The organism is Microlunatus elymi, assembly GCF_007362775.1.
In the GTDB taxonomy this organism is placed as follows: Bacteria; Actinomycetota; Actinomycetes; order Propionibacteriales; family Propionibacteriaceae; genus Microlunatus; species Microlunatus elymi.
Genome location: NZ_CP041692.1, coordinates 5,070,570 through 5,096,277, shown reverse-complemented (window position 1 = coordinate 5,096,277; position 25,708 = coordinate 5,070,570). Strand labels below are relative to the sequence as shown.

Below are 25,708 nucleotides of genomic sequence, written 5' to 3'. Positions count from 1 at the left end.
CGACCGGGTGACATTCTCCAGCACGTGCAGGATTTTGGGGCCGCGGTTGATCGTGCGCCGATGTCCCTGCACGTGCGGGATTTTGGGCCGCGGTGGGTACTCGAACCACCGACCAAAAGAGGGCACGGCTGATCAGTGTCCCGGGAGCTCAGTCGCCGGCGAGATCAGCGATCTTGCGTCAGGTCCTCGGCGAGCATCACGAGGATGCCGCTCGGGCCGCGAAGGTAGGTCAGCTTGTAGAGGTCGCCGTACGTCGCCACACCGCGCAACGGATAACAGCCGTGTTGGGCGGCGATCGCAAGGGCTTCGTCGAGGTCGTCGACCGAGAACGCGACCCGGTGCATGCCGATCTCGTTCGGCCGGGTGGGCTCGGTCTCGATCGCACCCGGATGGAGATACTCGAACAACTCCAGCCGCCCGCTGCCGTCGGGAGTCTGCAGCATCGCGATCTTGGCGTGATTGCCGTCCAGGCCGACCGCGGTGTCGGTCCACTCGCCGCTGACCGTGTCCCGACCGAGAACGGTCAGCCCCAGGTCGGTGAAGAATGCGATGGTCGCTTCGAGGTCGCGTACCGCGATGCCGACGTTCTCGAGTTTGATCATGATGCGGCACGCACCAGCCAGTCGAACGGACTCTGCTGGGCGGGGTCCGTCGCGGCGTCGACCTCGGGATGCCATTGCAGGCCGAGGATCCGGCCGTCGGTCGACTCGAACGCCTCGATGATCTTGTCGTCACTGCTGGCGCTGAGGATCAGCCGGTCCGCCAATCGGTCGCAGGCCTGATGATGATTGCTGAAGCCGCTGATCCGCGGGCCGCCCATGATCGTTTCGGTCAGCGTTCCAGGCACCACGTCGAATTCATGCGGGTTGTTCGTGTGGCTGACGGTGGTCTCGTCGAAGTGCTGGTGGATGGTGCCGCCGAGCACGATGTTGAGCACCTGCATGCCGCGACAGATCGCCAGGATCGGCAGCTCTGCAGACAATGCGGCGCGGGCGACGGTGAGATCGGCCGCGTCCTGTTCCTTCGGCGCATGCGTCTCTCGAGGATGCACCTCGGCAATCCCGAACGGACGTAGATCAAGATCAACACCGCCGGGCAGAACCACCCCGTCGGCCAGGTCCGCCAAGCGCCGGGCTCGTTCGTCGGTGTCCGGCCAGACCATGATCGGCTCGCCGCCGGCCCGCGCCACCGCGTCCATCATCTTCTGCGGGACGTAGCAACCGCGCGTGTCGTTGCCGATCCGATCGGACCATCGACCGACGATCAGTACCAGGGGTCGAGACATGCCGCCGAGCCTACTGTTCGCCGCCGTCCGGGGCCGACCACCCACAGCCGCGCGCAAAATCGTCCGCCGCACCGGGTATTCCGGGCGCGGCGGCAGATTTTGCGCGCGGCTGTGTGGGCGGCGGTAGGGTTCCGGGGCCCGGAGAGGGGAGTGACGGTGGACGAGTTGGTGTTGCGGCGAGGGGCCGCAGGGGTGTTCCTGGTGCCGGACGCCGCATACGAGCGGGCGTTCACCCTGCGGATGGGCCGCACCGATCAGTCGTACGTGGACCTCGACGATCCGCTGCGTCTGGAGTTCGACTACGTCCAGCGGCTGGCGGAGACCATCGACGAGATCGCGCCGGCCAACGAGCGGATCCGGGTCGTGCATGTCGGCGGCGCGCTGATGACCCTGCCGCGCTATGTCGCCGCCACCCGGCCGCAGTCGGCCCAGATCGTGCTGGAGCCGGACACCGAACTGACCGAGTTCGTCCGCGAACACGTGCCGCTGCCCAAACGCAGCGGGATCAAGGTCCGTGGCGTCGCCGGCCGGGAGGGGATCGCCGCACTGCGCGACAACTACACCGACGCGATCGTGATCGACGCCTTCGCCGGCTCCCAGGTGCCGGCCGAGCTGACCACCGCCGAATTCTTCGCCGACGTCCGCCGAGTACTGGACGACGGTGTGCTGCTGATCAATCTGACCGACAAGGGCCTGGAGTACGCGCGTCGGGTCGCCGCGGCGGTGGCGAAGTCCTTCACCGAGCTGACTCTCAGCGCCGAGTCCTCGACTCTGAAGGGGCGGCGGTTCGGCAACATCGTGCTTGCGGCCGCCGATCACCGGCTGCCGGTGGACGCGTTGGCCCGCCGGTCCGCCCAGTCGGCCTATCCCTACCGCGTCGTCACCGGCGATCGGCTGTCTCAGCTGATCGGCGGCGCCGCGCCCTTCACCGACGCCGACAGCGCTCCCTCGCCCGAACCGCCCGACACGCACTTCCGCTGACGGCGATCTACCCGCCGATCCAGACAAAATCTGATATCGGGCCACATTAATCAATCCGTTTGACTAACCTGTGCCCATTACGGTCCCGAAATCCGGCTGTCAGTAGGACCCGGATGAGGCAGATTGAACCAGGTCGAACCTGGATTCGGGGTGAGCCTGGATCCAGGCTCACCCTGTCCGGCTCGCGAACGGAAGGAGTGGCCGATGAGCTCGTCAGTGGCGACCCGCCGTGCGGCCAGTCAGGGTCGGATTGCCGACTTCAACCAGACGGTGATCCTCAACGCCATCCGTCGCAGCCCCGACGGGGTCAGCCGGGTCGAACTCGCCGCAGCCACCGGGCTGTCGGCTCAGGCGGTCACCAACATCGTTCGCCAATTGCTGGCGTCCGGCTTGATCGCCGAGGGCCGCCGAGCACCTATCGCCCGCGGCAAGCCTCGTACGATGCTCAACCTCAACCCGGACGGTCAGTACGCCATCGGCGTTCATCTGGATCCGGCCGTGATCACCTACGTGATCTTGAACCTGGTCGGTGAGACGTTGGCCCACGCCAGCAGGCCGACGCCGGCGGACCCGGATCCGGAGCTCACCACCCGCGAGATCGTCGCGCAGATCGAGGAGTTGATCACCGAGACCGGGGTGAGCCGGGGCAAGATCGTCGGGGTCGGAATGGCGGCCCCGGGCCCGATCGACGTCGATCGGGGCGTGCTCGTCGACCCGCCCAACCTGTCCGGCTGGCAGTCGGTGCCGTTGCGCGATGCGGTCCGCGATGCCGTCGACCTGCCGGTGCTGCTGGACAAGGACGTCACCGCGGCGGCCAGCGCGGAGAAGTGGCAGGGCGGCGGCGGCAACTTCCTCTTCTTCTATCTCGGCACCGGTGTCGGAGCCGGACTGGTGCTCAACGACGAGGTCTTCCGCGGCAAGACCCACAACTCGGGCCAGATCGGCAACATGATCGTCAGCAACGACGGTCTGCCCTGTTCCTGCGGCTACACCGGCTGCCTCGGCGAGGGAAGTCATCCGCGACGGCTGGTCCAGCACGGGTTGGCGGTCGGCGCGCTCGACGACGACGTCGATCTGGACGACCGGCTGCAGGTCGAGGCCGCGCTGGTTCAACTCGCCGACAACGCCCTGACCGGACGGGCCGAGGCGATCGGGGTGATGGACGAGATGGTCCGCGGCATCCTGAAGGGTTGCGAGGACATCACCCTGCTTCTTGATCTTGATCGGATCGTCTTCGGCGGACCGCACTGGCGCACCCTGTCTCCGTTCTTCACCGAGGAACGATTTTCCGAGCTCTACCGCCGGCACGCCTTGCAATCAATTCAGCCGATCACCGTCTCCGGCACTCGGATCGGCGAGGACGTCGGTGCCGTCGGCGCCGCCAGTCTGGTGCTCGACCACACCTTCTCCACCAACCCGGCCGTCCTGCTGGCCGGCTGACTCTCCCCAGCCAAACCATTCCCGAGGAACACTGCATGATCTCCACCGCCCATCCGTCTGCTCGCATCGACCCGGTGCTGTTGGAATCCATCACCGCCGAGGTCGATGCGGCGGTCGGGGATGCGACCGTGACCGGGTTGTTCCGGTCGGTGATGGCCGACAACCTGCCCGCGGTCGCCGAGTTGGCGGCCGACGGCACCACCTACCTGCTGACCGGCGACATCCCGGCCATGTGGCTGCGTGACTCGGCCGCGCAGATCAGGCCGTATTTGATCTTGTGCGGCGAAGATCCGGCACTGGCCGAGACGTTGGTGGGCGTGTTTCGCCGGCAGGTCGAGTTCATCGCGATCGACCGCTACGCCAATTCCTTCAAGCGGGGAACGGAGCCGAGCCCGCATGCTGCCGACCGGTCGGACGCGCCGCCGCAGGTGTGGGAGCGCAAGTACGAGATCGACTCGCTGTGCTTCCCGATCGAGTTGGGCTATGCGTTGTGGCGGATCACCGGCCGCACCGATCACCTGGACGGGCGGTTCGCCGAAATCGCGAAGCTGATCTTGGACGTCTGGGAGCTCGAACTCGATCATGAGAATTCGGTCTACTTCTTCGAACGTGATCATGAACAGGCCAGCGAGACGCTGTCCCGCGGCGGCAGGGGAGAACCGGTCGGTCCGACCGGGATGAGCTGGAGTGCGTTCCGGCCCAGCGATGATGCCTGCCAGTACAACTACAACGTTCCCGGGAACATGTTCGCCGTGGTCGTGCTCGGCTACCTGGAGGCGATCGCCGATCAGTTGCTCGGTGATCCGCGGTTGGCCGAGCGGGCCGCCCGTCTCGGCGACTCGATTCGCTCCGGGATCGAGAAGTACGGCGTTGTTGATCATGCCGAGTTCGGCGACGTCTACTGCTACGAGACCGACGGGCTCGGCCACCACGTCCTGATGGACGACGCCAACATGCCGAGCCTGCTGTCGCTGCCGCTGTCCGGCTACCTGGCCGCCGACGATCCGGCCTACCTGCGCACCCGGAAGATGATCTTGAGCCCGGCCAACCCGTATTTCTATGCGGGCAGGTACGCCCAGGGCATCGGCAGCCCGCACACCTTTCCCGGCTACGTCTGGCCGATCGCGCTGGCGGTGCAGGGACTGACCGCGACCGATCGCGAGGAGAAGCTCGCGATGGTACGGCTGCTGGTCGAGACAACCGGCGGCACCGGCCAGATGCACGAGTCGTTCGACGCGAACGACCCGACCCGCTTCAGCAGGGCCTGGTTCTCCTGGGCGAACGCGATGATGTGCGAACTCGTACTTGATCTTGCCGGCCACCGGCTGGACGCCTTGCTGCATTGAGTTCGCGGCGCTCGGGCGGCGACCTTCAGCGCGGTGAGATCACGATCCCAGGGTGAGACGAGCCTGTGGATCGGGATGCAGTAGGAGGGCGCCGGTCAGACTAGCCTGGGCGAGGTGACCGACGAGACGGGCGGACAGTACGGGTCGCAGCCGCATCCCGAGTTCGCTGCCCCGCAGGATCCGCGCGCCGGTTCCCGACTGGGTGCCGGACCGTACTTCGGCCCGCCGACGGGCAGCACACCCTCGCAGGGCTACCCGGCCCCGGCTCCGCAGGGTGGGCCGCGCCCGGTCGGTGCTCAGCAGCCGGGCATCCAGCAACCGGGCATGCAGCAGCAGCCCCGGCAACAACCGCAGCGACCCGGGGTGGCCGGATTTCCGTATCGGGTCGCCGAGCCGATTCGCCAGGTTGATCAACGACCGGCCATGATCACCTTGTCGTTGGTGATGATCATCACCGGTTCTCTACTGTGGATGGCGGCGCTGGGCTTCACCTGGATCTTCGCTTACGTCGCCCGCGGCTCGTTCGCCTACGGCGGGGCCGAAGGTGCGATCTACCACATGCTGGAGAGTTTTCATCTGCGGATGATCAACGGCCTGGCGGCGGTGCTGTTCGGGGCCCCTGCGGTTGCGGTGGTGATGAGCTTCTTCCTGCTCAAACGCGCACCGTGGCCGCGGATCGTGATCTCCGCGGTGGGCGTGGTCAGCATCGTGCTGGCCGGTGCGTTGCTGAGCAACGAACTGATCTGGATTCTGCCCGGCGCCGCCTACATCGCCTTCGCCTGCTTGATCTTGTGGACGCCGGCGGTCAGCCAGTGGTGCACCAGCACGCGGCCGGCCGACGTCCCCGGCTGACGAACCGCCTAACCGCGTCCGCCGCGGGCCATGCGGAGCAGGCAAGATCAGGCCGAGCAGGCAAAATGGGCCGGGTGAGTTCTCCAGCCGACCCGACCACGCCGTCTCGGCGCGACCGACCGCGGCGCCGCGGCAGCCGGATCCTCACCGTCGTCGGGGTGCTGTTGATCGCGTTCGGCGTCGGCGTGCTCGGCTATGTCGGCTACCAGTTGTACGGGACCAACATCACCTCCCGGCACGCGTACGACTCCGAACGCGAGCAGCTCAAACGGCAGTGGCAGCAGCCAGCGACATCGGCCGATCCCCAGCAGGGGGGAACGTCGAAGAAGGACACCGTGATCCCGGGCGATGCGATCGCGCTGCTGTCCATCCCGGCCATCGGTCTGCACGAGATCCCTGTCCTGGAAGGGACTTCCGACGACGTGCTGGCGCGTGGCATCGGGCACTACTCCCAGACCGCGGATCCGGGGCAGGTCGGGAACTTCGCCGTTGCGGGGCACCGGATCACCCACGGCGAGCCGTTCAGCAAGCTGCTGGAACTGAACCGCGGCGATCAGGTGGTGGTGGAAACTCGTACCAAGATCTACACCTACGCCATCGACAATGCGCCGAAGAAGCTGACCGTCACCGACACCGACAGCTGGGTGCTCGATCCCGTGCCGGGCAAGCCGAACGCCGAGCCGACGAAGAAGTTGATCACGCTCACCACCTGCCAGGACCTGTTCCATTCGCCGGATCGCTCGGTCGGCTTCGGCCATCTGATCGACAGCAGGAAGAAGAGCTGAGAGCCGTTAGGGTTCGGCTATGACGATCGAGCAGGATCGGGCCGAGTTGGTCGAGGCGATCCAGAACCTTGCCGTGGTGCGTCAGCAGGTCACCCTGTCGTCGGGACGGCAGGCCGACTACTACGTCGACATGCGCCGGGTGACGTTGGACGGGGCAGCGGCTCCGCTGGTCGGCCGGGTGATGCGGGAGCTGACCCGTGATCTTGACTTCGACGCGGTCGGCGGGCTGACCCTGGGCGCCGATCCGGTCGCCACCTCGATGCTGCATGCAGCGGCCGCGGCGGGTGGACGGCTGGATGCGTTCGTGGTGCGCAAGTCGCAGAAGGCGCACGGGCTGCAGCGGTTGATCGAGGGCACCGACGTGGCCGGGCGGCGGGTGCTCGCGGTCGAGGACACCAGCACCACCGGCGGTTCGGTGTTGACCGCGGTCCAGGCGCTGCGCCAGGCAGGTGCCGAGGTGGTCGCGGTAGCGGTGATCATCGACCGGGACACCGGCGCCGCGGAGAAGATCGCGGCCGAGGGGCTGGAGTACCGCTACGCGATCAGCGCGAGCGAACTCGGGCTGGCCTGATCGAGCCCGATCGAGTTGGCCTGATCGAGTTGGGCTTGACATCACCCTTGATCACATAGGGTCAAGACCACCCGGGCGGGTCCGGGAGTCGTCGAACTGCGAGGAATGAGCTGATGAACGCCGCCATCGTCATCATCATCGTGTTGATCGTGCTCGCGATCGTCGCGGTGCTGCTGGTCACGTCGTACAACGGGTTTGTCCGCGACCGGAACCGGATCCAGGAGTCCTGGCGGCAGGTCGACGTCGAGCTGAATCGGCGGTACGAGCTGCTGCCCAACCTGATCGAGACCGTACGGGCCTACGCCGCGCACGAGCGCAACACCCTGGAGGACATCACCCGGCTCCGCGGTCAGGCGCGATCGCTGGCCCAGGGCGGCAACCCGACCCCGGAGCGGGCGGCGGTGGAGGACCAGCTGACCGGCGCCGTACACGGTCTGATGGTCAGCGTCGAGGCCTACCCGAATCTGCAGAGCAACCAGAACTTCCTCGAGTTGCAGCGCGCGCTGGCCGAGACCGAGGACCGGATCGCCAACGGGCGGCGTTTCTACAACGCCAACGTCCGGCAGTACAACACCCGAGTGGAGAGCGTCCCCTCGAACCTGATCGCCGGGCTGTTCCATTTCGAGAAGGCGACCTACTTTGAGGTCACCGATCCCCAGGCGCGTACCGCGCCGAGTGTCAACTTCGGCGAGATCGCCTATCGCGGCGATCCGCAGGTCCAGCCGCAGCAGGGCCAGCAGCAACTGCCGCAGCAGCAGTCCAATCCCGTGCCGGGCTTCGGCACACCGAATCCGGCCCAGACTCCCGCGCCGCAGCAGCCGACGGCGCCGAACTATCAGCAACAACCGGCGCAGCAGCCGTACCCGCAACCGGGCCAGCAGTATCCGCCGCAGCAGCCGTACCCGCAGACCGAACAGCAGTACCCGCCGCAGCAGGGACAACAGCCGCCCCACCAGGGGCAGTAGTCGGCACGTTCGTCCGGTTGCCGGACGGCCCTCGTCGGCACACCAAGGGCGCGGCCTAGGATCATCGGGTGGCCGCGATCGCGAAGTCGATCTTGGTCGTTCATGATCAACTTCTGCAGGAGTGTGCCGTGTCGGATATGACCTACCAGCAGCTCGGCAAGTCCGGGCTGGCCGTCTCCACCGTCGGGTTGGGTTGCAACAACTTCGCCGGCCGGATGCCCGACGAGGATGTGCCGAAGGTGGTGCACGCCGCCATCGACGCCGGCATCACGCTGTTCGACACCGCCGACGTGTACGGCGGAGGCGGCGGCTCGGAAACCCTGCTGGGCAAGGCGTTGGCGGGCCGACGGGACGAGGTGATTGTCGCCACGAAGTTCGGCGGTGACATGAAGGGGAAGAACGGACCGGACTGGGGCGCGCGCGGATCGCGCCGCTACGTCCGGATCGCCGTGGAGAACAGCCTGCGACGGTTGGACACGGACTGGATCGACCTCTATCAGCTGCACTGGCCCGATCCGAACACCCCGATCGAGGAGACCCTGGCTGCGCTCAGTGAGCTGGTGGCCGAGGGCAAGATCAGATACATTGGCTCGTCCAACTTTGCCGGCTGGCAGATCATCGACGCCGACTGGACCGCAGACACCGGCGGCTACGAGCCGTTCATCTCCGCCCAGAACGAGTACTCCTGGCTGAAGCGAGGGGTCGAGGCCGAGGTGGTGCCGGCCCTCGAGCACACCGGCCAGGGGCTGCTGCCGTACTTCCCGCTCGCCTCGGGGCTGCTGACGGGCAAGTACAAGCGGGATCAGGCGGCGCCCGACGGCAGCCGGTTGGCCGGCAATCCCGGTCGGCTCGCCGCCGCGGACTTCGACAAGATCGAGGCGCTGCACAAGTACGCCGACGACCGCGGCATCAGCCTGTTGCAGGTGGCCATCGGCGGCCTGGCGACGATGCCGACCGTCGGGTCGGTGATCGCCGGCGCGACCAAGGTCGAGCAGATCGAGGCCAACGTCGCCGCCGGCCTCTGGGAGCCCACTGACGACGACCTCAACGAGTTGGTCCGGCTCACCGCCTGATTCCGCTCGTCCACGCCGCGGCCAGCATCTCGATCGCGCGGAGGATCTGACCGATCACCCAGTCGGGCCGGTCGGCGATCTGCCGAGGGGTGAAATGCAGCACGGTCCAGCCTTCGAGGACGAAGTCGTTGTTGCGGGCACGATCGTTCTCGAACACGTCTCGGCGGCTGTGCACCTCGTACCCGTCCACTTCGATAGCCAGCTTGAGCCTGGAGAACCGGAGGTCGGCGGCGTAGGTGTGGGTGCCGATCCGCGAGCGCCTGTTCGCGACCCAGCCGGTGATCCCCGCTGTGCGCATCAGCCGGTGCAGGTCTCGCTCCGGCGGCGACCAAGGCTCGTCCCGGGAGTCCTCGATGAGTTCGGCGCACAGCTGGTTGCCGCGACGGTTGGGCAGTTGATCGAAGACCTCCCGGAGTTCGGCCAGGGTGGTCGATCGTTCGCGCAGGACGATGTCGAAGGCATCGGCGACCCCGGTCGCCCGCACCAGATCGATCGCCGTGAGCGCCGGGCAGGTGTAGGCCAACGGACCTGTCCTCCGAACGAAGTCCGGCGGTATCGTCCGGCGCTCGATCCGGATCCCGGCACGATGCGCGCGACCCGATCGCAGGGCAACCCCGATGTCGTCGACCCGGATCGTCGGCCAGAAACTGATCCGGGCGGCCGCAGGCCCGACGATCACTCCATCGGACGCCCAGGCGCACACCGCGGTGATCCGAACGATCGGATCCTGCAGCGTGTCCGGTGTGGTGAAGATCCCCGGAAGGATCGCGACCAGCCTGTCATCGCGGGCCAGCCATCGGATCGTTCCTTCGAGTTGCGGATGGTCACGGATCCGGATCACTCCACCGCCCGCTTGGATGGCCAGGGCGATCTCGTTCAGGCGCGTGCGCGACAACTGCCTCATACCTGGACATTGGGCCGGACGAGCACCAAGTGGCCGGGCCCTGTGGATGACGCTTCGGCCGTCCAACACTGTGTGGATAACTCACGCCATCGCACCCCAGGAGTGCGGCTACCTCAGCTCAGCCGGGCTCGGGAGACGCGAATAACTCAGAAACCGGCACACTCGTTCGGCCGAATCCGCCGGGTTGAGCGGTCGGCGGTCGCGGAAATCCCAACGAGTGTGTCGATTCCTGAGTTAAGCCCGGCACCCGGGTCAGGCGACGGGCTCCTCGGTCGACGTCCGCGCCGACTTCAGCCTGCGGCGGGCGTGCACGAACTCCAACCCCATCGGGATCAGCGAGACGAAGACGACCAGCACCAGCACCAGGTCGATGTGCTGGCGAACGAACGGGACGTTGTTGCCCAGGAAATATCCCAGCAGGGTCACGCCCGGCGCCCAGATCACGCCGCCGATCGCGGTGTAGACGATGAACTTGCGGAAGCTCATCCGGCTCACCCCGGCGACGAACGTGACGAAGGTGCGGATGATCGGTACGAACCGGGCCAGGATCAACGCCCGACTGCCGTACCGCTCCATGAAGGTGTGGGTGCGATCGACGTGCTTCTGCTGGAACAGTTTGCCCATCAATCCCTTACGTGGTTTGAACAGGGCCGGCCCGACCAGATAGCCGATCAAGTAACCGCAGGCGTTGCCGAGCACTGCACACACCGTCAGCACCACGATCACGAACCACAGCGGCTGATGCATCACACCGGCACCGACGAACATGCCGACGGTGAAGAGCAGCGAGTCGCCGGGCAGGATCGCGAACAGTCCGCACTCGGCGAAGATGATGAAGGCGACACCCCACAGGGCGTACGGGCCGAACCAATGGATCAGGTTCTCCGGATCCAGCCAGGACGGCAGCAGCATCGGAGCCAGCGCAGCGATCTGCTGGACAGGTGCGTCAATGGTTGGGATCACAGCTGCGAGAGTACCGTCGCTGTCCGTGGGTTTCCTAAGCGAAGATGAGCTGGCGCGGGCCGCCCAACCGGACACCGAACCGGGCGTCGGACCGCATCCCGAGCCGTGGCCGGACGACCCCCGGCTGGATCCGGAGCTGCTCGCCGCGGGCGACCGGCGCAACGTGGTCGACCGCTACCGCTACTGGAAGCTGGACGAGATCGTCGCCGACCTGGATCGCAGTCGCCGCCCGCTGCGGATCGCGATCCAGAACTGGGAGCACGACTTCAACATCGGCTCGATCGTGCGGACAGCCAACGCCTTCAACGTGGCTGGCGTGCACATCATCGGCCGCCGCCGCTGGAATCGGCGGGGTGCGATGGTGACCGACAAGTATCTGCACGTCCACCGTCACCCGACTGTCGCGGACTTCACCGACTTCCTGGCCGAGCAGGAGTACCATCCGATCGGGGTCGACAACCTGCCCGGTTCGGTGCCGTTGGAGACCGCGAAACTGCCCGAGCGAAGCTGCTTGATCTTCGGCTCCGAGGGCCCCGGACTGACCGACGAGATGGTCGCGCAGTGTGAGCAGTTGGTCGCGATCAGCCAGTACGGATCCACCCGTTCGATCAACGCCGGCGCCGCCGCCGCGATCGCGATGTACCACTGGTCCCTTTCCTGGAGTTGAGCCCGCTGTCGTCCTGGCATGCCTCCGCCCGACCCTCCAACATCGCTTCCCGCGCACCTGCGGCGCTGCCGCGCAGGTTCGTACTTGCGCGCGAGTACCGCAGGTGCGCGGGAACGGAATCTGGCGGGTCGGCGGGTCGGTGCGGCGGGTCGGTGGGCGGCGGAATGCTCGCCGTGCGCAGGTCCGTCGTGGGTCAGCGGAGGTGCGTTCTGACGGCGTCGGCCATCCGGTGGACCATCTCGGTCAGGATCGGGCGCGGAGTGGCGAAGATCATCCGGGCGAAGCCGGGGGTGCCGCAGGCTGCGCCGTCGGTGAGTGCGACGCCTGCGTGCTCGGCGAAGAACTCGGCCGGGCTGGACTCCAGACCAAGATCACGACAATCCAACCAGCCGATGTAGGTGCCCTCCGGCGGGGTGAAGTTGATCATCGGCAGCTCGTCGGCCAGCAGCTCGGCGAGCAACCGGCGATTGCCGTCCAGATAGTCCACAACGCTGTCCAGCCAGGGCTTTCCGGCGGTGTAGGCGGCAATGGTCGCGACCACGCCGGGGTTGCTGGCGCCGTGGGTCAGGAATGGGCTGATGCCGGCATAGATCTTTGCGTCGGCATCGTTGTTGATGATCAACTGCGCACACTTCAGCCCGGGCAGATTCCAGGCCTTGGACGCGGCGGTCGCGGTCAGCGTGTGCCCGGCGGCGGTTTCCGAGATCGACGCGTACGGGATGTGCCGGGCACCCGGGTAGACCAACGGACCGTGGATCTCATCGGCGAACACCTGTCCGCCGTGCGCGGCCACCACCTCGCTGAACGCGGTCAACTCCTCGGCGCTGAACACCCGACCGACCGGGTTGTACGGGTTGCACAGCACGACCAGATCGCCGCCCTGTTCGAAAGCCCGGCCGAGCGCGTCCAGGTCGAAGCCGTACCGACCGTCCTGCTCCAGCAGCGGCACCCGGATGATCTCCCGTTCGAGCGCCGGCGGCAGCAGCAGGAACGGCATGTAGGCGGGCACCGGCATGATCACCGGTGAGCCCGGCCGGGAGAAGTGCTGGATGGCGATCTCCAACCCCTTCAGCACATCGGGCAGCGGATGGATCCGCCCCGGGTCGACCTGCCAGCCGTACGCGTCGGCCTGCCACCCGGCACAGGCTCGCGACATCGACGCGGCCAGTTGATCGGGCAGATACCCGAACAGGCCGTCGTCGACCGTTCGATGCAGCGCCTCGGTGATCGGCGGTGCGGCGCCGAAGTCCATCTCGGCGATGAACGCGCCGAGCCGGTCGCCGTTGGCCGTCCACTTGACGCTGCCGATCCGGCGGAGTCGGTCGACGTCGATCGTGTCGAAGTCGATCTTGTCGGGGTAGGGCGAGTCACTCACCTGGCCACGATATCGACCGCCCGACGGCGCCGCGACCGCCCGGATATCGAACTGCGTCCGCGCCTCGGGAACGGATACGCTGCCCCCGGATTCCTTCCTTGCCAGTACAAATTCGCGCGCTCAGCAGAACAGGCAGCAAACTCACCGTGCATCAGTCCAGCGAGTCCGGCGCCCCGGCCGGCAGCTCTGTCGCCGAATCCAGCTCCCTCTCCGAATGGCAGAACGAGCCGCGGATCGTCTCGCTGCAACGGCGCAGCCTGGTGCTGCTGATCGTCGGTCAGGTGCTCGGCTCGTTCGGGATGGGAGCATCACCGTCGGTCGGGATCCTGCTGGCCGAGGAGGTCACCGGCAGCGAGACGCTGGCCGGGCTGGCGCGCACGTCGGCCACGCTCGGCGCGGCGCTGCTCGGCATCCCGCTGGCGTTGCTGGCCACCCGCGGCGGCCGCCGGATCGCACTCTCGGCCGGCTGGTTCCTGGCAGCGCTGGGCGCGGTCGCCCTGATCTGCGCGACGGTGACGGACAACATCGCGCTGCTGATCGGCGGCATGCTGCTCTTCGGCGCCGGCACCGCGGCCATGCTGCAGTCCCGGTTCGCGGCGACCGACCTGGCCCGGCCGCTCAACCGAGGACGTACGCTCTCGCTGGTCGTCTGGTGCGGCACTCTCGGCTCGGTTCTCGGGCCCAATCTCGGTGAACCCGGCACGGTGGTCTCCCGCCGGCTCGGGCTGCCGCCGCTGGCCGGCGCCTTCGTGATCGCGCTGGTGATGTTAATCATCGCCGGCTTGTTGATCTTGATCTTTCTGAGGCCGGATCCGCTGCTGACCGCCACGGAGCACGAGCATCGCGACGGACGGCCGATCAAGCGGCGTTCGATCCGGCAGGTGTTCGGCACGCTGTGGTCGATCCGGCCGGCGCGGTTCGCCTTGGTGGTGGTGATCGGCGCACACCTGTCGATGGTGAGCCTGATGACGATGACGCCGGTACAGATGCATCATCACGGGTCGAGCCTGACGATCGTCGGAATCACCATCAGCATTCACGTTCTGGGCATGTTCGCGCTGTCGCCGCTGGTTGGTTGGGCCAGCGATCGGGTCGGGCCGGTGCGGGTGATCATGCTCGGCCAGTTGATCTTCATCGGCAGTTCGGTCGCGGCGATGATCTCCGGCGGCAACGAGGGCTGGACCATGATCAGTTTGTTCCTGCTCGGGCTCGGCTGGTCCTGCGGTACGGTGCCGGGCTCGATCCTGCTGTCGGAGTCGGTGCCGGCCGACGTCCGTACCTCCTCTCAGGGCATGGTCGACACCGCGATGAACGGCTTCGCTGCATTGGCGGCCTTGATCTCCGGACCGCTGTTCGCCCTGGTCGGCTTCGGCGGCCTGTCGCTGATGGCCGTCCTGGTCGCCATACCCCTGCTGGCCTACGCGGTCCGCATCGACCGTGCCGTCGTGGTCGCCCACTGATCGCCCGGTCGCGGGTTGTCCGAACAGCCGCGCGCAAAACCGGCTCCCGCAGCCGATACTTCGGGAGCGGCGGTCGATCTCGCGCGCGGCTGATGGGTGCGACGGCGGCTGTCCGGGATCGCCGCATTCCCTACCCCTGGCGTAGGGTTCGTGTCGAGCTCTGGATGATCGGGCTCTAGCATCATTTTCCGCCGGCCGGGAATAGCTGTCCGGCTGCTGGCTGTTGTCCGCCGATGCCGTCGGCGGGTGTCAACATGGCTCGCCGGGCGGCTGAGAACCCGTTGCCGTGGCACCGAACTGTTGGGAGGATCGCATCTCGTGACGACTGCTGTGGTCGAAGCCGAGCCGACGCGCCGCTCGCTGGTGCGCCGGTTGATGGCCGACTCATCGGTGGTCGCGGGTGGGATCATCATCCTGATCTTCGTGCTGGCGGCCATCTTCGCGCCGCTGCTGACCAAGCTGGCCGGGCAGGATCCGTACACCTATCACCTGGACCAGCTCGGCCCGGACACCGCACCGAAGGGACGATTCGGCGGCATCAGTGCCGATCACTGGTTCGGGGTGGAGCCGCTGACCGGCCGGGACCTGTTCTCCATCGTCGTGTACGGCGCCCGGACGTCGTTGCTGGTCGGCGTCGCCGCGACCGTCGTGTCGCTGATCCTCGGTGTCGCCATCGGCATCATCGCCGGCTACTTCGGCGGCTGGGCCGATCGGATCATCAGCCGGGTGACCGACGTCGTCTTCGGCTTCCCTGGGCTGATCTTCATGATCACCCTCGGGGCGGTGGTGCCGGCGTCGTTCCCCAAGTCGCTGTTGATCATCATCGTGATCGGCTTCTTCGGCTGGCCGGCGATCGCCCGGGTCGTCCGCGGGCAGACACTCAGCCTGCGGGAACGCAACTACGTGGTGGCGGCCCAGGCGTCCGGCGCGGGTCCGGGCCACATCCTCTGGGTCCAGTTGCTGCCCAACCTGACCGCGACCATCATCGTGTTCGCCACCATCTCCATCCCGGGCAAGATCGGCACCGAGGCGGCGCTGTCCTTCCTCGGCGTCGGAGTGCCGCCGCCGACGCCGGCCTGGGGCCGGTCGATCGGCGAGGCGATCAACTGGATCTCGGTCGACCCGATGTTCCTGGTCTTCCCCGGCGGCGCGCTGTTCCTGGTCACCCTGGGCTTCAACATCTTCGGCGACGGGCTGCGCGACGTACTGGATCCGCGGAGTTCGGGGGCGGGCCGATGACCGCGCCCAACTCGACCGATTCCCGTTCGACCGGCCTGAATCCGGCCGAACGGTCCCGCACGACCGCCCCGGCGATCACCTCCGGTCGCCGCGCGTGGGCGTACGCACGATTCTTCGTCGGCCGGTTCGGCGGCATGCTGCTGGTGTTGTTGATCATCGCGGTGATCAGCTACCTGATCTTCTACGTGCTGCCGTCCGACCCGGCACAGCTGTCCTGCGGCCGGCCCTGCACACCCGACCGGCTGGAACAGGCACGGGCCTTCATGGGATACGACGAGCCCTGGTGGCGACAGTTCTTCACCTTCCTCGGCGGCATCGTCGCCGGTCGCACGTTCGGCTCCGGGGCGGCCGCCGTGCAGTGTTCGGCACCGTGCTTCGGCTATTCGTTCCGGTTGAACGAACCGGTCACCGAGTTGATCTTGACCCGGATTCCGGTGACCTTCTCGATCGCCATCGGGGCAGCGATTCTGTGGCTCATCCTCGGTGTGTCGACCGGGGTGATCGCGGCCCTGAAACGCGGCACTGTGGTCGATCGGACCCTGACCACGATCTCCGTCGCCGGTGTGTCGGCGCCGTCCTATCTGGTCGGACTGCTCGGCATCTTCATCTTCGGCTTCACCCTCAACATGGTGCCGGTCAGCGGTTACGTGCCGTTCAGCCAGAGCCCGGTCGACTGGCTCTGGCACCTGATCCTGCCCTGGATCATGTTGGCGTTACTGAACGCCGCGATCTACACCAGGCTGACCCGCGGCCAGATGCTCGACGTGCTCGGCGAGGACTACATCCGAACTGCCCGGGCCAAGGGCCTGAAGGAACGCCGGGTGATCGGCCGGCACGCGCTCCGCAATGTGCTGATCCCGGTCAGTACCGTGTTCGGCCTGGACCTGGGCGGACTGCTCGGTGGTGCGGTGATCACCGAGAAGGTCTTTTCCATGCAGGGCTTGGGATCCCTGCTGCTGGACGCGGTGGGCAATCTCGACCTGCAGGTGCTGGTCGGAGTCACCCTGTTCTCCGCGTTCTTGATCATCATCGCCAACTTCGTGGTCGACGTCACCTACGGGTTGCTCGACCCACGCGTCAAGGTGATCGATTCGTGATCACCGATCTGTTGTTTCCGCACCGCTCAACCCGAGAGGATCCACCACGATGAAACGCATCGCCATCGGTATCGCCGCAGTGGCAACCGTGCTGGCGGTCGCCGCGTGTAATGCCAACCCCGAACAGTCGAACTCGTCCGGCGGCAACACCGCCGCGTCGACCAAGGGTGGCACGCTGACGATCTTGTCCTCGGGCACCGAGATGAATTTCGATCCGGCCACCAGCCAGAGCCTGGCGATCACCTCCAACGGCCTGGTCAACCGCCGGCTGACGGCTTGGCAGAATGGCCCCGGACAGCCGTCCAAGGTGGTCAGTGACCTTGCCACCGACACCGGCACGCCCAGCGACGGCGGCAAGACCTGGACGTACAAACTCAAGCAGGGCTTGAAATTCGACGACGGAACTCCGATCACCAGTGCGGCGATCAAGTACGGCGTCGAGCGTTCGTTCGCGCCGGAGTTGTCCGGCGGCCTCGGATATCACAAGGGACTGCTGATCGGCGGCGACAGCTACAAGGGCCCGTACTCGGGCAAGGAACTCGACTCGATCGAGACGCCGGATGATCAGACCATCGTCTTCAAGCTCAAGGTTCCGTACGGTGACTGGCCGTGGATCGTCTCGATGCCGGCCTTCGCGCCGGTGGAGAAGTCCAAGGACACCAAGCCCGCAGAGTACGGCAAGGATCCGGCGGCCTCCGGTCCGTACAAGGTCGATTCCTACCAGCAGGGCGTGCAGATGACCCTGGTCCGCAACCCGCAGTGGAAAGCCTCCACCGACACCGCGCGGACCGGCGGTCCGGACAAGATCATCTTCAAACTCGGCCAGGACGACACGGTCGCGGCGCAGGCGTTGATCGGTGACAACGGCGACGCCAAGACCTCGTTCGGGGCCGACTTCGTGCCGGCCGCGCAGTTGGCGCAGGCGCAGAACAATCCGCAGGTGAAGGATCGGCTGGTCACCTCGCAGCCGGGCGCCGTCAACTTCGTCGCGATGAACACGCAGCGCGGTGCGTTGAAGGACGTCAAGGTCCGGCAGGCACTGCAGTACGCGATCGACCGGAAGGCGTTCATCGCGGCCTCCGGCGGTGCCATCTCCGGCTCGCCGGCCACCACCCTGATCACGCCGGGGATCGAGGGTCGGCAGGAGTACGACCTGTACCCGGCCGGCGACAGCGGCAACATCGCGAAGGCCAAGCAATTGCTGAAGGAAGCCGGGCACGCCTCCGATCTGAGCTTCACCCTGGTCACTTCGAACACCTCGATGTCGACCTCGCAGGCGCAGGCGGTCGAGCAGGGCCTGGAGCGCGCCGGGGTCAAGATCAAGATCCAGTCGCTGGACTCGAATGCGGTGTCGGAAAAGGTCACCGGATCGAAGGGCGACTACGACATGTATCTGGGCAGCTGGCAGCCGGACTTCCCGAGTCCGAACGCCAACATCCAGCCGCTGTTCGACTCCAGCCAGATCGGTGGCGGAGGCTACAACACCTCGCGCTACGACAATCCTGCGGTGGACAAGGCGATCCAGCAGGCGACCGGAGAAGTTGATCAAGCCAAGGCGCAGCAGGACTGGGCGGCGATCGACAAGCAGATCATGCAGGACGCCCCGGTGATCCCGATCAGCTACGCCAAGAACTCGTTCCTGCGAGGTTCCGACGTGCAGAACTTCTTCATCGGCTCCTTCCCGGCCTACCCGAACTACCTCAAGGTGACCCTGAAGCAGCAGTGAAGTTGATCATGAGTGAGCGCAGAGCGGACGACGAAGGTGACTGAGCGCGAGCAGGGTCCTGAGCCTGTCGAAGGGCCGGAACGCACCCCGGTCGACGACCCGACGCTCGCCGTTTCCGATCTGCACATCGAGTTCGCCGCGGGGGCCGGCAGTTCGGGGCCGGCCCGCGAGGTCGTGCACGGTGTCGACTTCGAGCTGCAGTCGGGTCGGGTGCTGGCGCTGGTCGGGGAGTCGGGTTCCGGGAAGAGCGTCACCGCGATGTCGGTGCTCGATCTGTTGCCGGGTACGGCTCGGGTCACCGGCAGCATCCGGCTGGCCGGCCAGGAGTTGCTGGGTGCGGATCCGGCCGCCCTGCGTTCGGTTCGCGGTGGCCGGGTCGGCACCATCTTCCAGGAGCCGATGAACGCTCTGAACCCGGTGTTCACCATCGGCAACCAGATCGCCGAGGCGCTGCGGACCCATCACCGGGACCTGACCCGTGCCCAGGCCGAGCAACGCGTGCTGGAGTTGCTCGAATCGGTGGAGGTCCGCAACCCGCGTCGGATCGCTCGGGCCTACCCGCACGAGGCATCCGGCGGTCAGTTGCAACGGGCCATGATCGCGATGGCGATCGGCAATGATCCGTACGTGTTGATCGCCGACGAGCCGACCACCGCGCTGGACGTCACGGTGCAGGCGCAGATCCTGGAACTCATCCGGGGCCTGACCGAGCGGCTCGGCACCTCGGTGTTGTTGATCACCCACGACATGGGCGTGGTGGCGGACGTGGCCGATGACGTGGCGGTGATGCGATCCGGCGAGATCGTCGAGGCGGCGCCGGCCGTCGCGCTGTTCGCCCGGCCGCAGCAGGATTACACCCGTCGGCTGCTGGATGCCGTGCCCCGGTTGGCCAGTCTGCGGATCGACGAGACCGGGAGGCGGGCCGCACCGGTCGCCGAATCGGCAGCCGCACCGACAGCCGAGACCGTCCCGGCGGCTCCGGCGGCGGAACTTGATCATGTCAGCGTCGTCTATCACGGTCGGGGACTGGGCAGCGGTCTGCCCGCGGTCCGGGATGTCTCGCTGCGGATCGAACCTGGCGAAACCCTAGGCCTGGTTGGAGAATCCGGCTCCGGCAAGTCGACCATCGGCCGTACCCTGGCCGGGCTGATCAGTCCCGCGGCCGGCACGGTCCGGATCGACGGCATCGATCTGTCGGGTCTGCGCGGCCGGAAGCTGCGCCGGTTGCGGACCCGGCTGGGGATGGTGTTCCAGGACCCGACCTCGAGTCTCAATCCGCGGCACACCATCGGCCGCAGCATCGGCGAACCGATCCGACTGCACTCCGACACTTCGTCGGCCGGTCGGGCCACCCGCGTGGCCGAGTTGCTGGACGCGGTGCAACTGGGCGGCAAGCTCGCCGATCGCTACCCACACGAGCTTTCCGGCGGTCAGCGGCAGCGTGTCGCCATCGCCCGGGCGCTGGCACTGCGGCCGAGTCTGGTGATCGCCGACGAGCCGACCAGTGCGCTGGACGTCTCCGTTCAAGATCAAGTCCTGCAACTGTTCAGCAGTCTGCAGGCCGAGTACGGGTTCGCCTGGCTGTTCATCAGTCATGATCTTGCCGTGGTGTCGGAGATGACCCGCACCGTGGTCGTGCTGCAGGACGGCAGAGAGGTCGAGTCCGGCCCGACCGACGTCGTGCTGCGTTCGCCCGTCGACCCGTACACCCAACGGCTGCTGGCCGCCGTACCGGTCGCCGACCCGGACGAGCAACGGCAACGCCGCGAGGTCTGGGCAGAACTGCAGACCGCCCGCTAGCCAACGCGCCCCGAACAGCCGCGCGCGAAATCTCCGGGCCTCCACACGGCCGCGCGCGAAACCTTCTCCCGCACCGGATATTCCGCGCGCGGGGGTAACTGTTGCGCGCGGCTGAGGCTGCGGGGGAGTCGCAGGGGCGTACGCAGGTGGCTCAGTCGGTCTGGGTGACTTTGCGCAGTCCGCGCGGGACGTCCGGGTTCAAGCCGAGCTTGTGGGCCAGGCGTTCGACGATCAGCTGGGCAGGAATGATCAGGGTCAGCGGCGCCAAGATCTCACTGGCGTCGGGGCCCGGAACGGCCAGATCGCAAGCCGAGCGGAATTCCTCGTCGCCGCCGATGCCGAGCACCATGCTGTGCTTCTCCCGTACGGTTCCGGCCAGCTCGGTCAGCCCGGGCACGGTCGGACCGCTCGGACCGGCCACCAGGACGGTCAGCAGTTCATGATCAACAATGGCGATCGGGCCGTGTTTCAGGTCGGCATAGGACAACCCTCGTACCGGCCGAAGGCAGGTTTCTTCCAGCTTCAGCGCGGTCTCCAGGGTGGTGCCGAAGGCGATGCCCCGGCCACTGGTCAGCACTTCGTCCACCTCGGCCAGTGCGCCGGCCATCGCGTCCAGCGTCTCGGCCGGGGTCGCCAGCATCGCCCGAGCATGATCACCGATCTGGCTGAATTCCTTGTCCAGCAAGCCTTTCTTCCCCGCCGAAGTGGCCAGCGCGTCCATCGCGACTGCCAACGCGGCCACCTGAGTGGTGTACGACTTGGTCGCCGGCACCGCGCGCTCGATCCCGGCGCGGGTGATCAACGCCAGATCCGCAGCACTGGCCAGCGGCGAGTCCTCCACGTTGGTGATCGCGATCGTGATCGCTCCGCAGCGCCGCGTCCATTCGAGTGTCTCGACGATCTCGGTGGTCGAACCGGACTGGCTGACGCAGATGGCCAGCGTGTCCGACAGATCGACCCGGGCGTCGTACAGCGTGGCCACCGAGGGCGCGGCCAACGAGGCCGAGATGCCGGCATGCAGTTCGGCCAGGTAACGGCCGTAGATGGCCGCGTTGTCGCTGGAGCCTCGCGCCACCAGCAACACCCGTTTGCGGCCGCCCGCCAACTGCGCGATCCGCGGGCGCATCGGCAGCAACCCGGCCAGGGTCGCCTCCAGTGCCGCGGGCTGCTCGCCGATCTCGGCAGACATCAGCGTCTGCGCATCGTTCGTCGATGGCCCAACCCCGTTGTCTGCTGTGGGGTCGGCTGCAGGTGTGTTGGCTGCAGCGTCGGGCGCATCGGTGTTGTTGGGCACGAATACCCTCCGTCATACTGGTATGGACTGGTCTAGCGGACCGCCATCATCGTAATGGTCGACCCGGGTCGTGGTGTCAGGGGTCGACAGGCTCTTTCCGGTGGATCCGGATGGGACCTCAGCACCGAGTCTTCGGCCGTCGCAAACCCGCATCGGCGGCAAGCAACGCGGCAGGCGACGCGCCGAGCAGAGCAGAGCAAAGGAGGGAGCGACGTGCCCGACGACGTGTCGTTCAGCGAGGTCAGCAACTCCGACGGATTCGTCGAGCGCTACCGGGTCGACCGGCCGGCCGGTCCCGCCCCGACCAAACGCGCCCAGGTCCGGGAGATCCTGGAGCGATTGATCGACTCCGAGTTGCATCCCGGCGACGCCATCCCGTCCGAACGCGTCCTCGTCACCCGCCTGGGGGTGAGCCGGGTGACGGTCCGGCAGGCCATCGCCGATCTGGTCGAGGCCGGCGCGTTGGAACGGGTGCACGGCAAGGGCACCTACGTCACCGGACCGCAGGTCGACTCTCGGCTGCACCTGACCTCGTTCTCGCGGGAGATGCGCGACCGCGGCCTGATCCCGGCGACGGTGGTGCTGTCGGCGGCCGAGGAGTTCGCGTCCGACGACGTCGCCTACGCGCTGCGGATCCGGCCCAAGCGGGCGGTGATCAGGGTCGAGCGGCTGCGGACCGCGGACGGCACCCCGATGGCGTACGAGGTGGGTTACTACCCGGCGGCGCTCTTCCCCGGCCTGCTCGACCGCGAGCTCGGTTCGCTCTACGACGTGTTCGCGCACGAGTACGGGGTGGTGGTCACCAGCGGTGAGCAGACCGTACGTGCCGAAGCCGCGGATGCCCACCAGGCAAGGATTCTCGGCATCGCGAAGCGGGCCCCGCTGCTCGTGCAGGAGCGAGTCACCTACGCCGGCAACCAGGTGATCGAGATGTCGTCGTCGGCCTATCGCGCCGACCGGTACCGCATCCACATGGCGATCACCCCGCGCGGCGCCCGGGAGAACTGACGCGTCGGGAGAACTCGCGCGCCGCGAAGATCCGCGCCGACCCGACCGGCTCGGTAGGTCAGAATGGGCCGGGTGAGCGGAGTCATCGACGAACTGTCCGTGGAATACGACGGCACCGAGACCAGGGCGCGGGTCGACCGGTGGCGTGGGATGGTACGCAGCCGGCTGATCAGCCTCGGCATCAGCATCGTGATCTTGATCGTGATCTTCATCTGGCAGCGGGACCGGTTCATCGCCAACCCGTTGCCGATGATCATCATCTACGGCCTGGTGCTGTTGGCCGGCATCGGCTGGGTGGTTGCGATGGTGATCGGCTACCGCGCCGCCCAGCGAGCAGCCGCCGGAGTCGGTACCGGTCTCGCCCTGCGGATCGATCGCACCGGAGTCGAATTGGCGGGCGCGTCGATCGCCTGGACCGAGTTGGAATCGCTGGCCGCTGCGAAGGGCTCCTGGCCCGGCGGCCCGGTGCTGCGGGCAACCCGGCACGACGGCGCCAGTGTGTCCCTGCCGTTGGAGCAGTTGCCGGTCCGGCCGGCCAGTTTGGACACTGCCGCGCGTGCCTACTCCGGCGGCCGGTTCGGCGTCGATCTCGGCGAGCTGGACAGTTAGGACACGCCGTTCATCGTCTGCGGCTCAGCCGTGGAAGACTGTCGGCGAAGCAACGAAGCAACACTCGAAGGGATCGTCCATGCCCATTGCGACACCAGAGGTCTACGCCGAGATGATCGACCGAGCCAAGGCCGGCTCGTTCGCCTATCCGGCGATCAACGTCACGTCCTCCCAGACCCTGAACGCCGCGCTGCAGGGATTCACCGACGCCGGCTCGGACGGGATCGTGCAGGTCTCCACCGGCGGCGCCGAGTACGCCTCCGGCCCCAAGATCAAGAACATGGTCACCGGTGCCGTGGCGCTGGCCGAGTACGCCCACACCGTGGCCAAGAACTACCCGGTCAACATCGCGGTGCACACCGACCACTGTCCGAAGGACAAGCTGGACAGCTACGTCCGGCCGCTGCTGGCGATCTCGACCGAACGCGTACAGCGCGGCGAGAATCCGCTCTTCCAGTCGCACATGTGGGACGGTTCGGCGGTCCCGCTGGAGGAGAACCTGTCGATCGCCTCCGAGCTGCTCGAGTTGACCGCCGCGGCCAAGATCATCTTGGAGATCGAGGTCGGCGTGGTCGGTGGTGAGGAGGACGGGGTGAGCAACGAGATCAACGAGAAGCTCTACACCACCCCGGCCGACGGGCTGCGTACCGTCGAGGTGCTGGGCGCCGGCGAGAAGGGCCGCTACATCACCGCCCTCACCTTCGGCAACGTGCACGGTGTCTACAAGCCCGGAGCCGTCAAGCTGCGGCCCGAGGTGTTGCAGCAGATCCAGGACGAGGTCGGCGCCAAGATCGGCATCCAGCGTCCGTTCGATCTGGTCTTCCACGGTGGCTCCGGCTCAACCCTGGAAGAGATCCGGGCCGCCGTCGACTACGGCGTGATCAAGATGAACATCGACACCGACACCCAGTACGCGTTCACCCGGCCGGCCGCCGCGCACATGTTCACCAACTACGACGGCGTGCTCAAGGTCGACGGGGAGGTGGGCAACAAGAAGGCGTACGACCCGCGGGCCTGGGGCAAGGCCGCCGAAGCCGGCATGGCCGAACGGGTCGCCGCGGCGTGTGAGAACCTGCGCAGCACCGGCACCTCGCCGAACAGTTGATCATGGCGTCGTCCGGTCAGTGTCGCGTGCGGTGAACCCGGCCGTGGCGATCATGGGACCGAACGTAGTTGATCATGGAATCGCGTACTTGATCATGGAGATGCCCCGTTGGAGATGAGTGACGTCCTGGCGAGTCGTCCGGTCGATCTGAGTCAGGTGTGGATCGGCGATCGGATCATCGCCCACGACGTACACGGTGACGACCTGGCCGACGTGTTGCAGCAGAACGGCGACGCGTCGGCCTGGGCGATCGCACCTCGTACCGAAACGGGAGATCTGCGCCGACTGGTCCGGATGCTCGGCTTGGACGAACTGATCCTCGCCGAGCTGCTGAAGCCCGGCCACCGGGTGCGGTTCGCCGAGATCGACGGCACTCGACTGGTCCGGTTACGGGCCGTTCGGCTGCAGGGCCGGGAACTGGTCGGCAACGACGTCTCCTTGATCATCGCCGAGCAGATCATGATCGTTCTGGTCGATGATCAGTACGGCAGCGAACTGGCCCGGATGCTGGCGGCTGCGAGCAAGCGGTTGGCTGCGGTGGGTGCCGAGGGCGCGGCCCGGCATGTGATCGACTACGTGATCAGTCAACTGGCTGACATCGCAGTCGAGCTGGAGGCGGCCAGCGATCAGTTGGCCGAGCAACTGTTCGGTGGTGATCCGCTCAGCCGGGATGGGAAGTTGGACGCGTTCCGGCTGCGGCGCGCGGTGACCGAATTGCGTCGGGTTGCCGATCCGACCCGAGAAGCGATGCAGGACCTGCTGGACAGTGCCGCGGACATGACCGAGATCGACACCCGGCGGTGGACGCTGATCCTTGATCACGGCGACCGGGTGGCGAGCACGGTCGCGGTCCTCGGCGACAGTCTGCAGACGATCTTCGACACCAGCCTGGCGTTGGACAACGCCCGGATGTCGGACGTGATGAAGAAGCTCAGCGGCTGGGCAGGCATCCTCGCCGTGCCCACCCTGGTCACCGGTTTCGTCGGCATGAACGTGCACTTCTGGCTGCAGGACACCACCGTCGGCTTCATCGTCTACCTGGCCCTGATGATCGTCGCCGCAGTGATCCTGTACGTCGTCTTCCGCCGCAAGTCCTGGATCTGACCAGGCTGCTGAGTACGGCGCGACGCGATCTGGCCAAGAGTCCTGAGCCTGTCGAAGGA

24 protein-coding genes are annotated in these 25,708 nt (G+C 66.9%); 18 read left to right on the top strand and 6 right to left on the bottom strand.

The features are described from left to right. Positions 1-164: 164 nt before the first annotated feature. Together FOE78_RS23365 and FOE78_RS23360 are read right to left on the bottom strand one after the other, a co-directional pair. Positions 165-602 (bottom strand): VOC family protein, encoded by a 438-nt coding sequence (locus FOE78_RS23365; protein WP_228265971.1) that lies wholly within the window; start codon positions 600-602, stop codon positions 165-167. After that, positions 599-1,285, bottom strand: coding sequence for a gamma-glutamyl-gamma-aminobutyrate hydrolase family protein (locus FOE78_RS23360; RefSeq protein ID WP_143988387.1), 687 nt, complete (start codon positions 1,283-1,285; stop codon positions 599-601). The genes FOE78_RS23365 and FOE78_RS23360 overlap by 4 nt, the downstream gene beginning before the upstream one ends. Positions 1,286-1,525: 240 nt before the next feature. On the opposite strand from FOE78_RS23360, the gene FOE78_RS23355 reads away from it, so the two are divergent. The 8 genes from FOE78_RS23355 (at position 1,526) to FOE78_RS23320 (ending at position 9,298) form a co-directional block, all read left to right on the top strand. After that, a complete protein-coding gene (locus tag FOE78_RS23355) occupies positions 1,526-2,266 on the top strand; it encodes a spermidine synthase (RefSeq protein ID WP_143989047.1) in 741 nt (246 codons plus the stop codon). A gap of 204 nt (positions 2,267-2,470) precedes the next feature. Then, on the top strand, positions 2,471-3,706 hold the full coding sequence (locus FOE78_RS23350; protein WP_143988386.1) for an ROK family transcriptional regulator: 1,236 nt from the start codon (positions 2,471-2,473) through the stop codon (positions 3,704-3,706). 35 nt (positions 3,707-3,741) lie between these two features. Beyond that, on the top strand, positions 3,742-5,052 hold the full coding sequence (locus tag FOE78_RS23345; RefSeq protein WP_143988385.1) for a glycoside hydrolase family 125 protein: 1,311 nt from the start codon (positions 3,742-3,744) through the stop codon (positions 5,050-5,052). Between the two features lie 114 nt (positions 5,053-5,166). Beyond that, positions 5,167-5,904 carry a hypothetical protein gene (locus FOE78_RS23340; RefSeq protein ID WP_143988384.1) on the top strand — a complete coding sequence of 246 codons (738 nt, stop codon included), beginning with the start codon at positions 5,167-5,169 and terminating at the stop codon, positions 5,902-5,904. Positions 5,905-5,978: 74 nt separating this feature from the next. Continuing rightward, positions 5,979-6,689 (top strand): class E sortase, encoded by a 711-nt coding sequence (locus tag FOE78_RS23335; RefSeq protein WP_228265970.1) that lies wholly within the window; start codon positions 5,979-5,981, stop codon positions 6,687-6,689. A gap of 19 nt (positions 6,690-6,708) precedes the next feature. Beyond that, positions 6,709-7,260: an orotate phosphoribosyltransferase gene (pyrE, locus tag FOE78_RS23330; RefSeq protein WP_143988382.1), complete on the top strand. Its 552-nt coding sequence runs from the start codon at positions 6,709-6,711 to the stop codon at positions 7,258-7,260. A gap of 113 nt (positions 7,261-7,373) precedes the next feature. Then, positions 7,374-8,225 carry a LemA family protein gene (locus tag FOE78_RS23325; protein WP_143988381.1) on the top strand — a complete coding sequence of 284 codons (852 nt, stop codon included), beginning with the start codon at positions 7,374-7,376 and terminating at the stop codon, positions 8,223-8,225. Positions 8,226-8,293: 68 nt separating this feature from the next. Beyond that, positions 8,294-9,298: an aldo/keto reductase gene (locus FOE78_RS23320; protein WP_323125704.1), complete on the top strand. Its 1,005-nt coding sequence runs from the start codon at positions 8,294-8,296 to the stop codon at positions 9,296-9,298. Here FOE78_RS23320 and FOE78_RS23315 read toward each other — a convergent pair. Both FOE78_RS23315 and FOE78_RS23310 read right to left on the bottom strand, forming a co-directional pair. Further along, complete coding sequence (locus tag FOE78_RS23315) at positions 9,288-10,193, bottom strand: endonuclease domain-containing protein (RefSeq protein ID WP_168207647.1); 906 nt, start codon at positions 10,191-10,193, stop codon at positions 9,288-9,290. The two genes, FOE78_RS23320 and FOE78_RS23315, sit on opposite strands and share 11 nt — an antisense overlap. 261 nt (positions 10,194-10,454) lie before the next feature. After that, positions 10,455-11,114, bottom strand: a complete 660-nt coding sequence (locus FOE78_RS23310; protein WP_143989045.1) for a DedA family protein — start codon at positions 11,112-11,114, stop codon at positions 10,455-10,457. Between the two features lie 100 nt (positions 11,115-11,214). Between FOE78_RS23310 and FOE78_RS23305 the strand changes: the two genes are divergently transcribed. After that, the gene (locus FOE78_RS23305; RefSeq protein WP_228266259.1) at positions 11,215-11,832 is read left to right on the top strand and encodes a TrmH family RNA methyltransferase; all 618 of its coding nucleotides are present in this window, start codon (positions 11,215-11,217) and stop codon (positions 11,830-11,832) included. Positions 11,833-12,025: 193 nt separating this feature from the next. Here the strand turns inward: FOE78_RS23305 and FOE78_RS23300 are convergent, their stop codons facing one another. Further along, positions 12,026-13,207: a MalY/PatB family protein gene (locus tag FOE78_RS23300; RefSeq protein WP_210414728.1), complete on the bottom strand. Its 1,182-nt coding sequence runs from the start codon at positions 13,205-13,207 to the stop codon at positions 12,026-12,028. Between the two features lie 146 nt (positions 13,208-13,353). Between FOE78_RS23300 and FOE78_RS23295 the strand changes: the two genes are divergently transcribed. From FOE78_RS23295 to FOE78_RS23275, 5 genes are all read left to right on the top strand, one after another. Beyond that, positions 13,354-14,667 (top strand): MFS transporter, encoded by a 1,314-nt coding sequence (locus FOE78_RS23295; protein ID WP_143988378.1) that lies wholly within the window; start codon positions 13,354-13,356, stop codon positions 14,665-14,667. Positions 14,668-14,985: 318 nt separating this feature from the next. Beyond that, positions 14,986-15,906, top strand: coding sequence for an ABC transporter permease (locus FOE78_RS23290; RefSeq protein WP_228265969.1), 921 nt, complete (start codon positions 14,986-14,988; stop codon positions 15,904-15,906). Next, the gene (locus FOE78_RS23285) at positions 15,903-17,003 is read left to right on the top strand and encodes an ABC transporter permease (RefSeq protein ID WP_143988377.1); all 1,101 of its coding nucleotides are present in this window, start codon (positions 15,903-15,905) and stop codon (positions 17,001-17,003) included. Before FOE78_RS23290 ends, FOE78_RS23285 begins: the two co-directional genes overlap by 4 nt. A 49-nt stretch (positions 17,004-17,052) precedes the next feature. Beyond that, positions 17,053-18,729 (top strand): ABC transporter substrate-binding protein, encoded by a 1,677-nt coding sequence (locus FOE78_RS23280; RefSeq protein WP_143988376.1) that lies wholly within the window; start codon positions 17,053-17,055, stop codon positions 18,727-18,729. Positions 18,730-18,765: 36 nt separating this feature from the next. Next, positions 18,766-20,529, top strand: coding sequence for a dipeptide ABC transporter ATP-binding protein (locus FOE78_RS23275; protein WP_143988375.1), 1,764 nt, complete (start codon positions 18,766-18,768; stop codon positions 20,527-20,529). A gap of 151 nt (positions 20,530-20,680) precedes the next feature. Here the strand turns inward: FOE78_RS23275 and FOE78_RS23270 are convergent, their stop codons facing one another. Further along, on the bottom strand, positions 20,681-21,718 hold the full coding sequence (locus FOE78_RS23270) for an SIS domain-containing protein (RefSeq protein WP_143988374.1): 1,038 nt from the start codon (positions 21,716-21,718) through the stop codon (positions 20,681-20,683). Positions 21,719-22,036: 318 nt separating this feature from the next. Here FOE78_RS23270 and FOE78_RS23265 point away from each other — a divergent pair, with 318 nt between their 5' ends. The 4 genes from FOE78_RS23265 (at position 22,037) to FOE78_RS23250 (ending at position 25,649) form a co-directional block, all read left to right on the top strand. Further along, entirely contained in the window at positions 22,037-22,831 is a 795-nt protein-coding gene (locus tag FOE78_RS23265; RefSeq protein ID WP_228265968.1) for a GntR family transcriptional regulator, read from the top strand. A gap of 72 nt (positions 22,832-22,903) precedes the next feature. Continuing rightward, entirely contained in the window at positions 22,904-23,440 is a 537-nt protein-coding gene (locus FOE78_RS23260; protein WP_143988373.1) for a hypothetical protein, read from the top strand. Between the two features lie 79 nt (positions 23,441-23,519). Further along, positions 23,520-24,545: a class II fructose-bisphosphate aldolase gene (fbaA, locus tag FOE78_RS23255; protein ID WP_143988372.1), complete on the top strand. Its 1,026-nt coding sequence runs from the start codon at positions 23,520-23,522 to the stop codon at positions 24,543-24,545. 114 nt (positions 24,546-24,659) lie between these two features. Continuing rightward, the gene (locus FOE78_RS23250; protein WP_143988371.1) at positions 24,660-25,649 is read left to right on the top strand and encodes a magnesium transporter CorA family protein; all 990 of its coding nucleotides are present in this window, start codon (positions 24,660-24,662) and stop codon (positions 25,647-25,649) included. Positions 25,650-25,708: the final 59 nt, after the last annotated feature.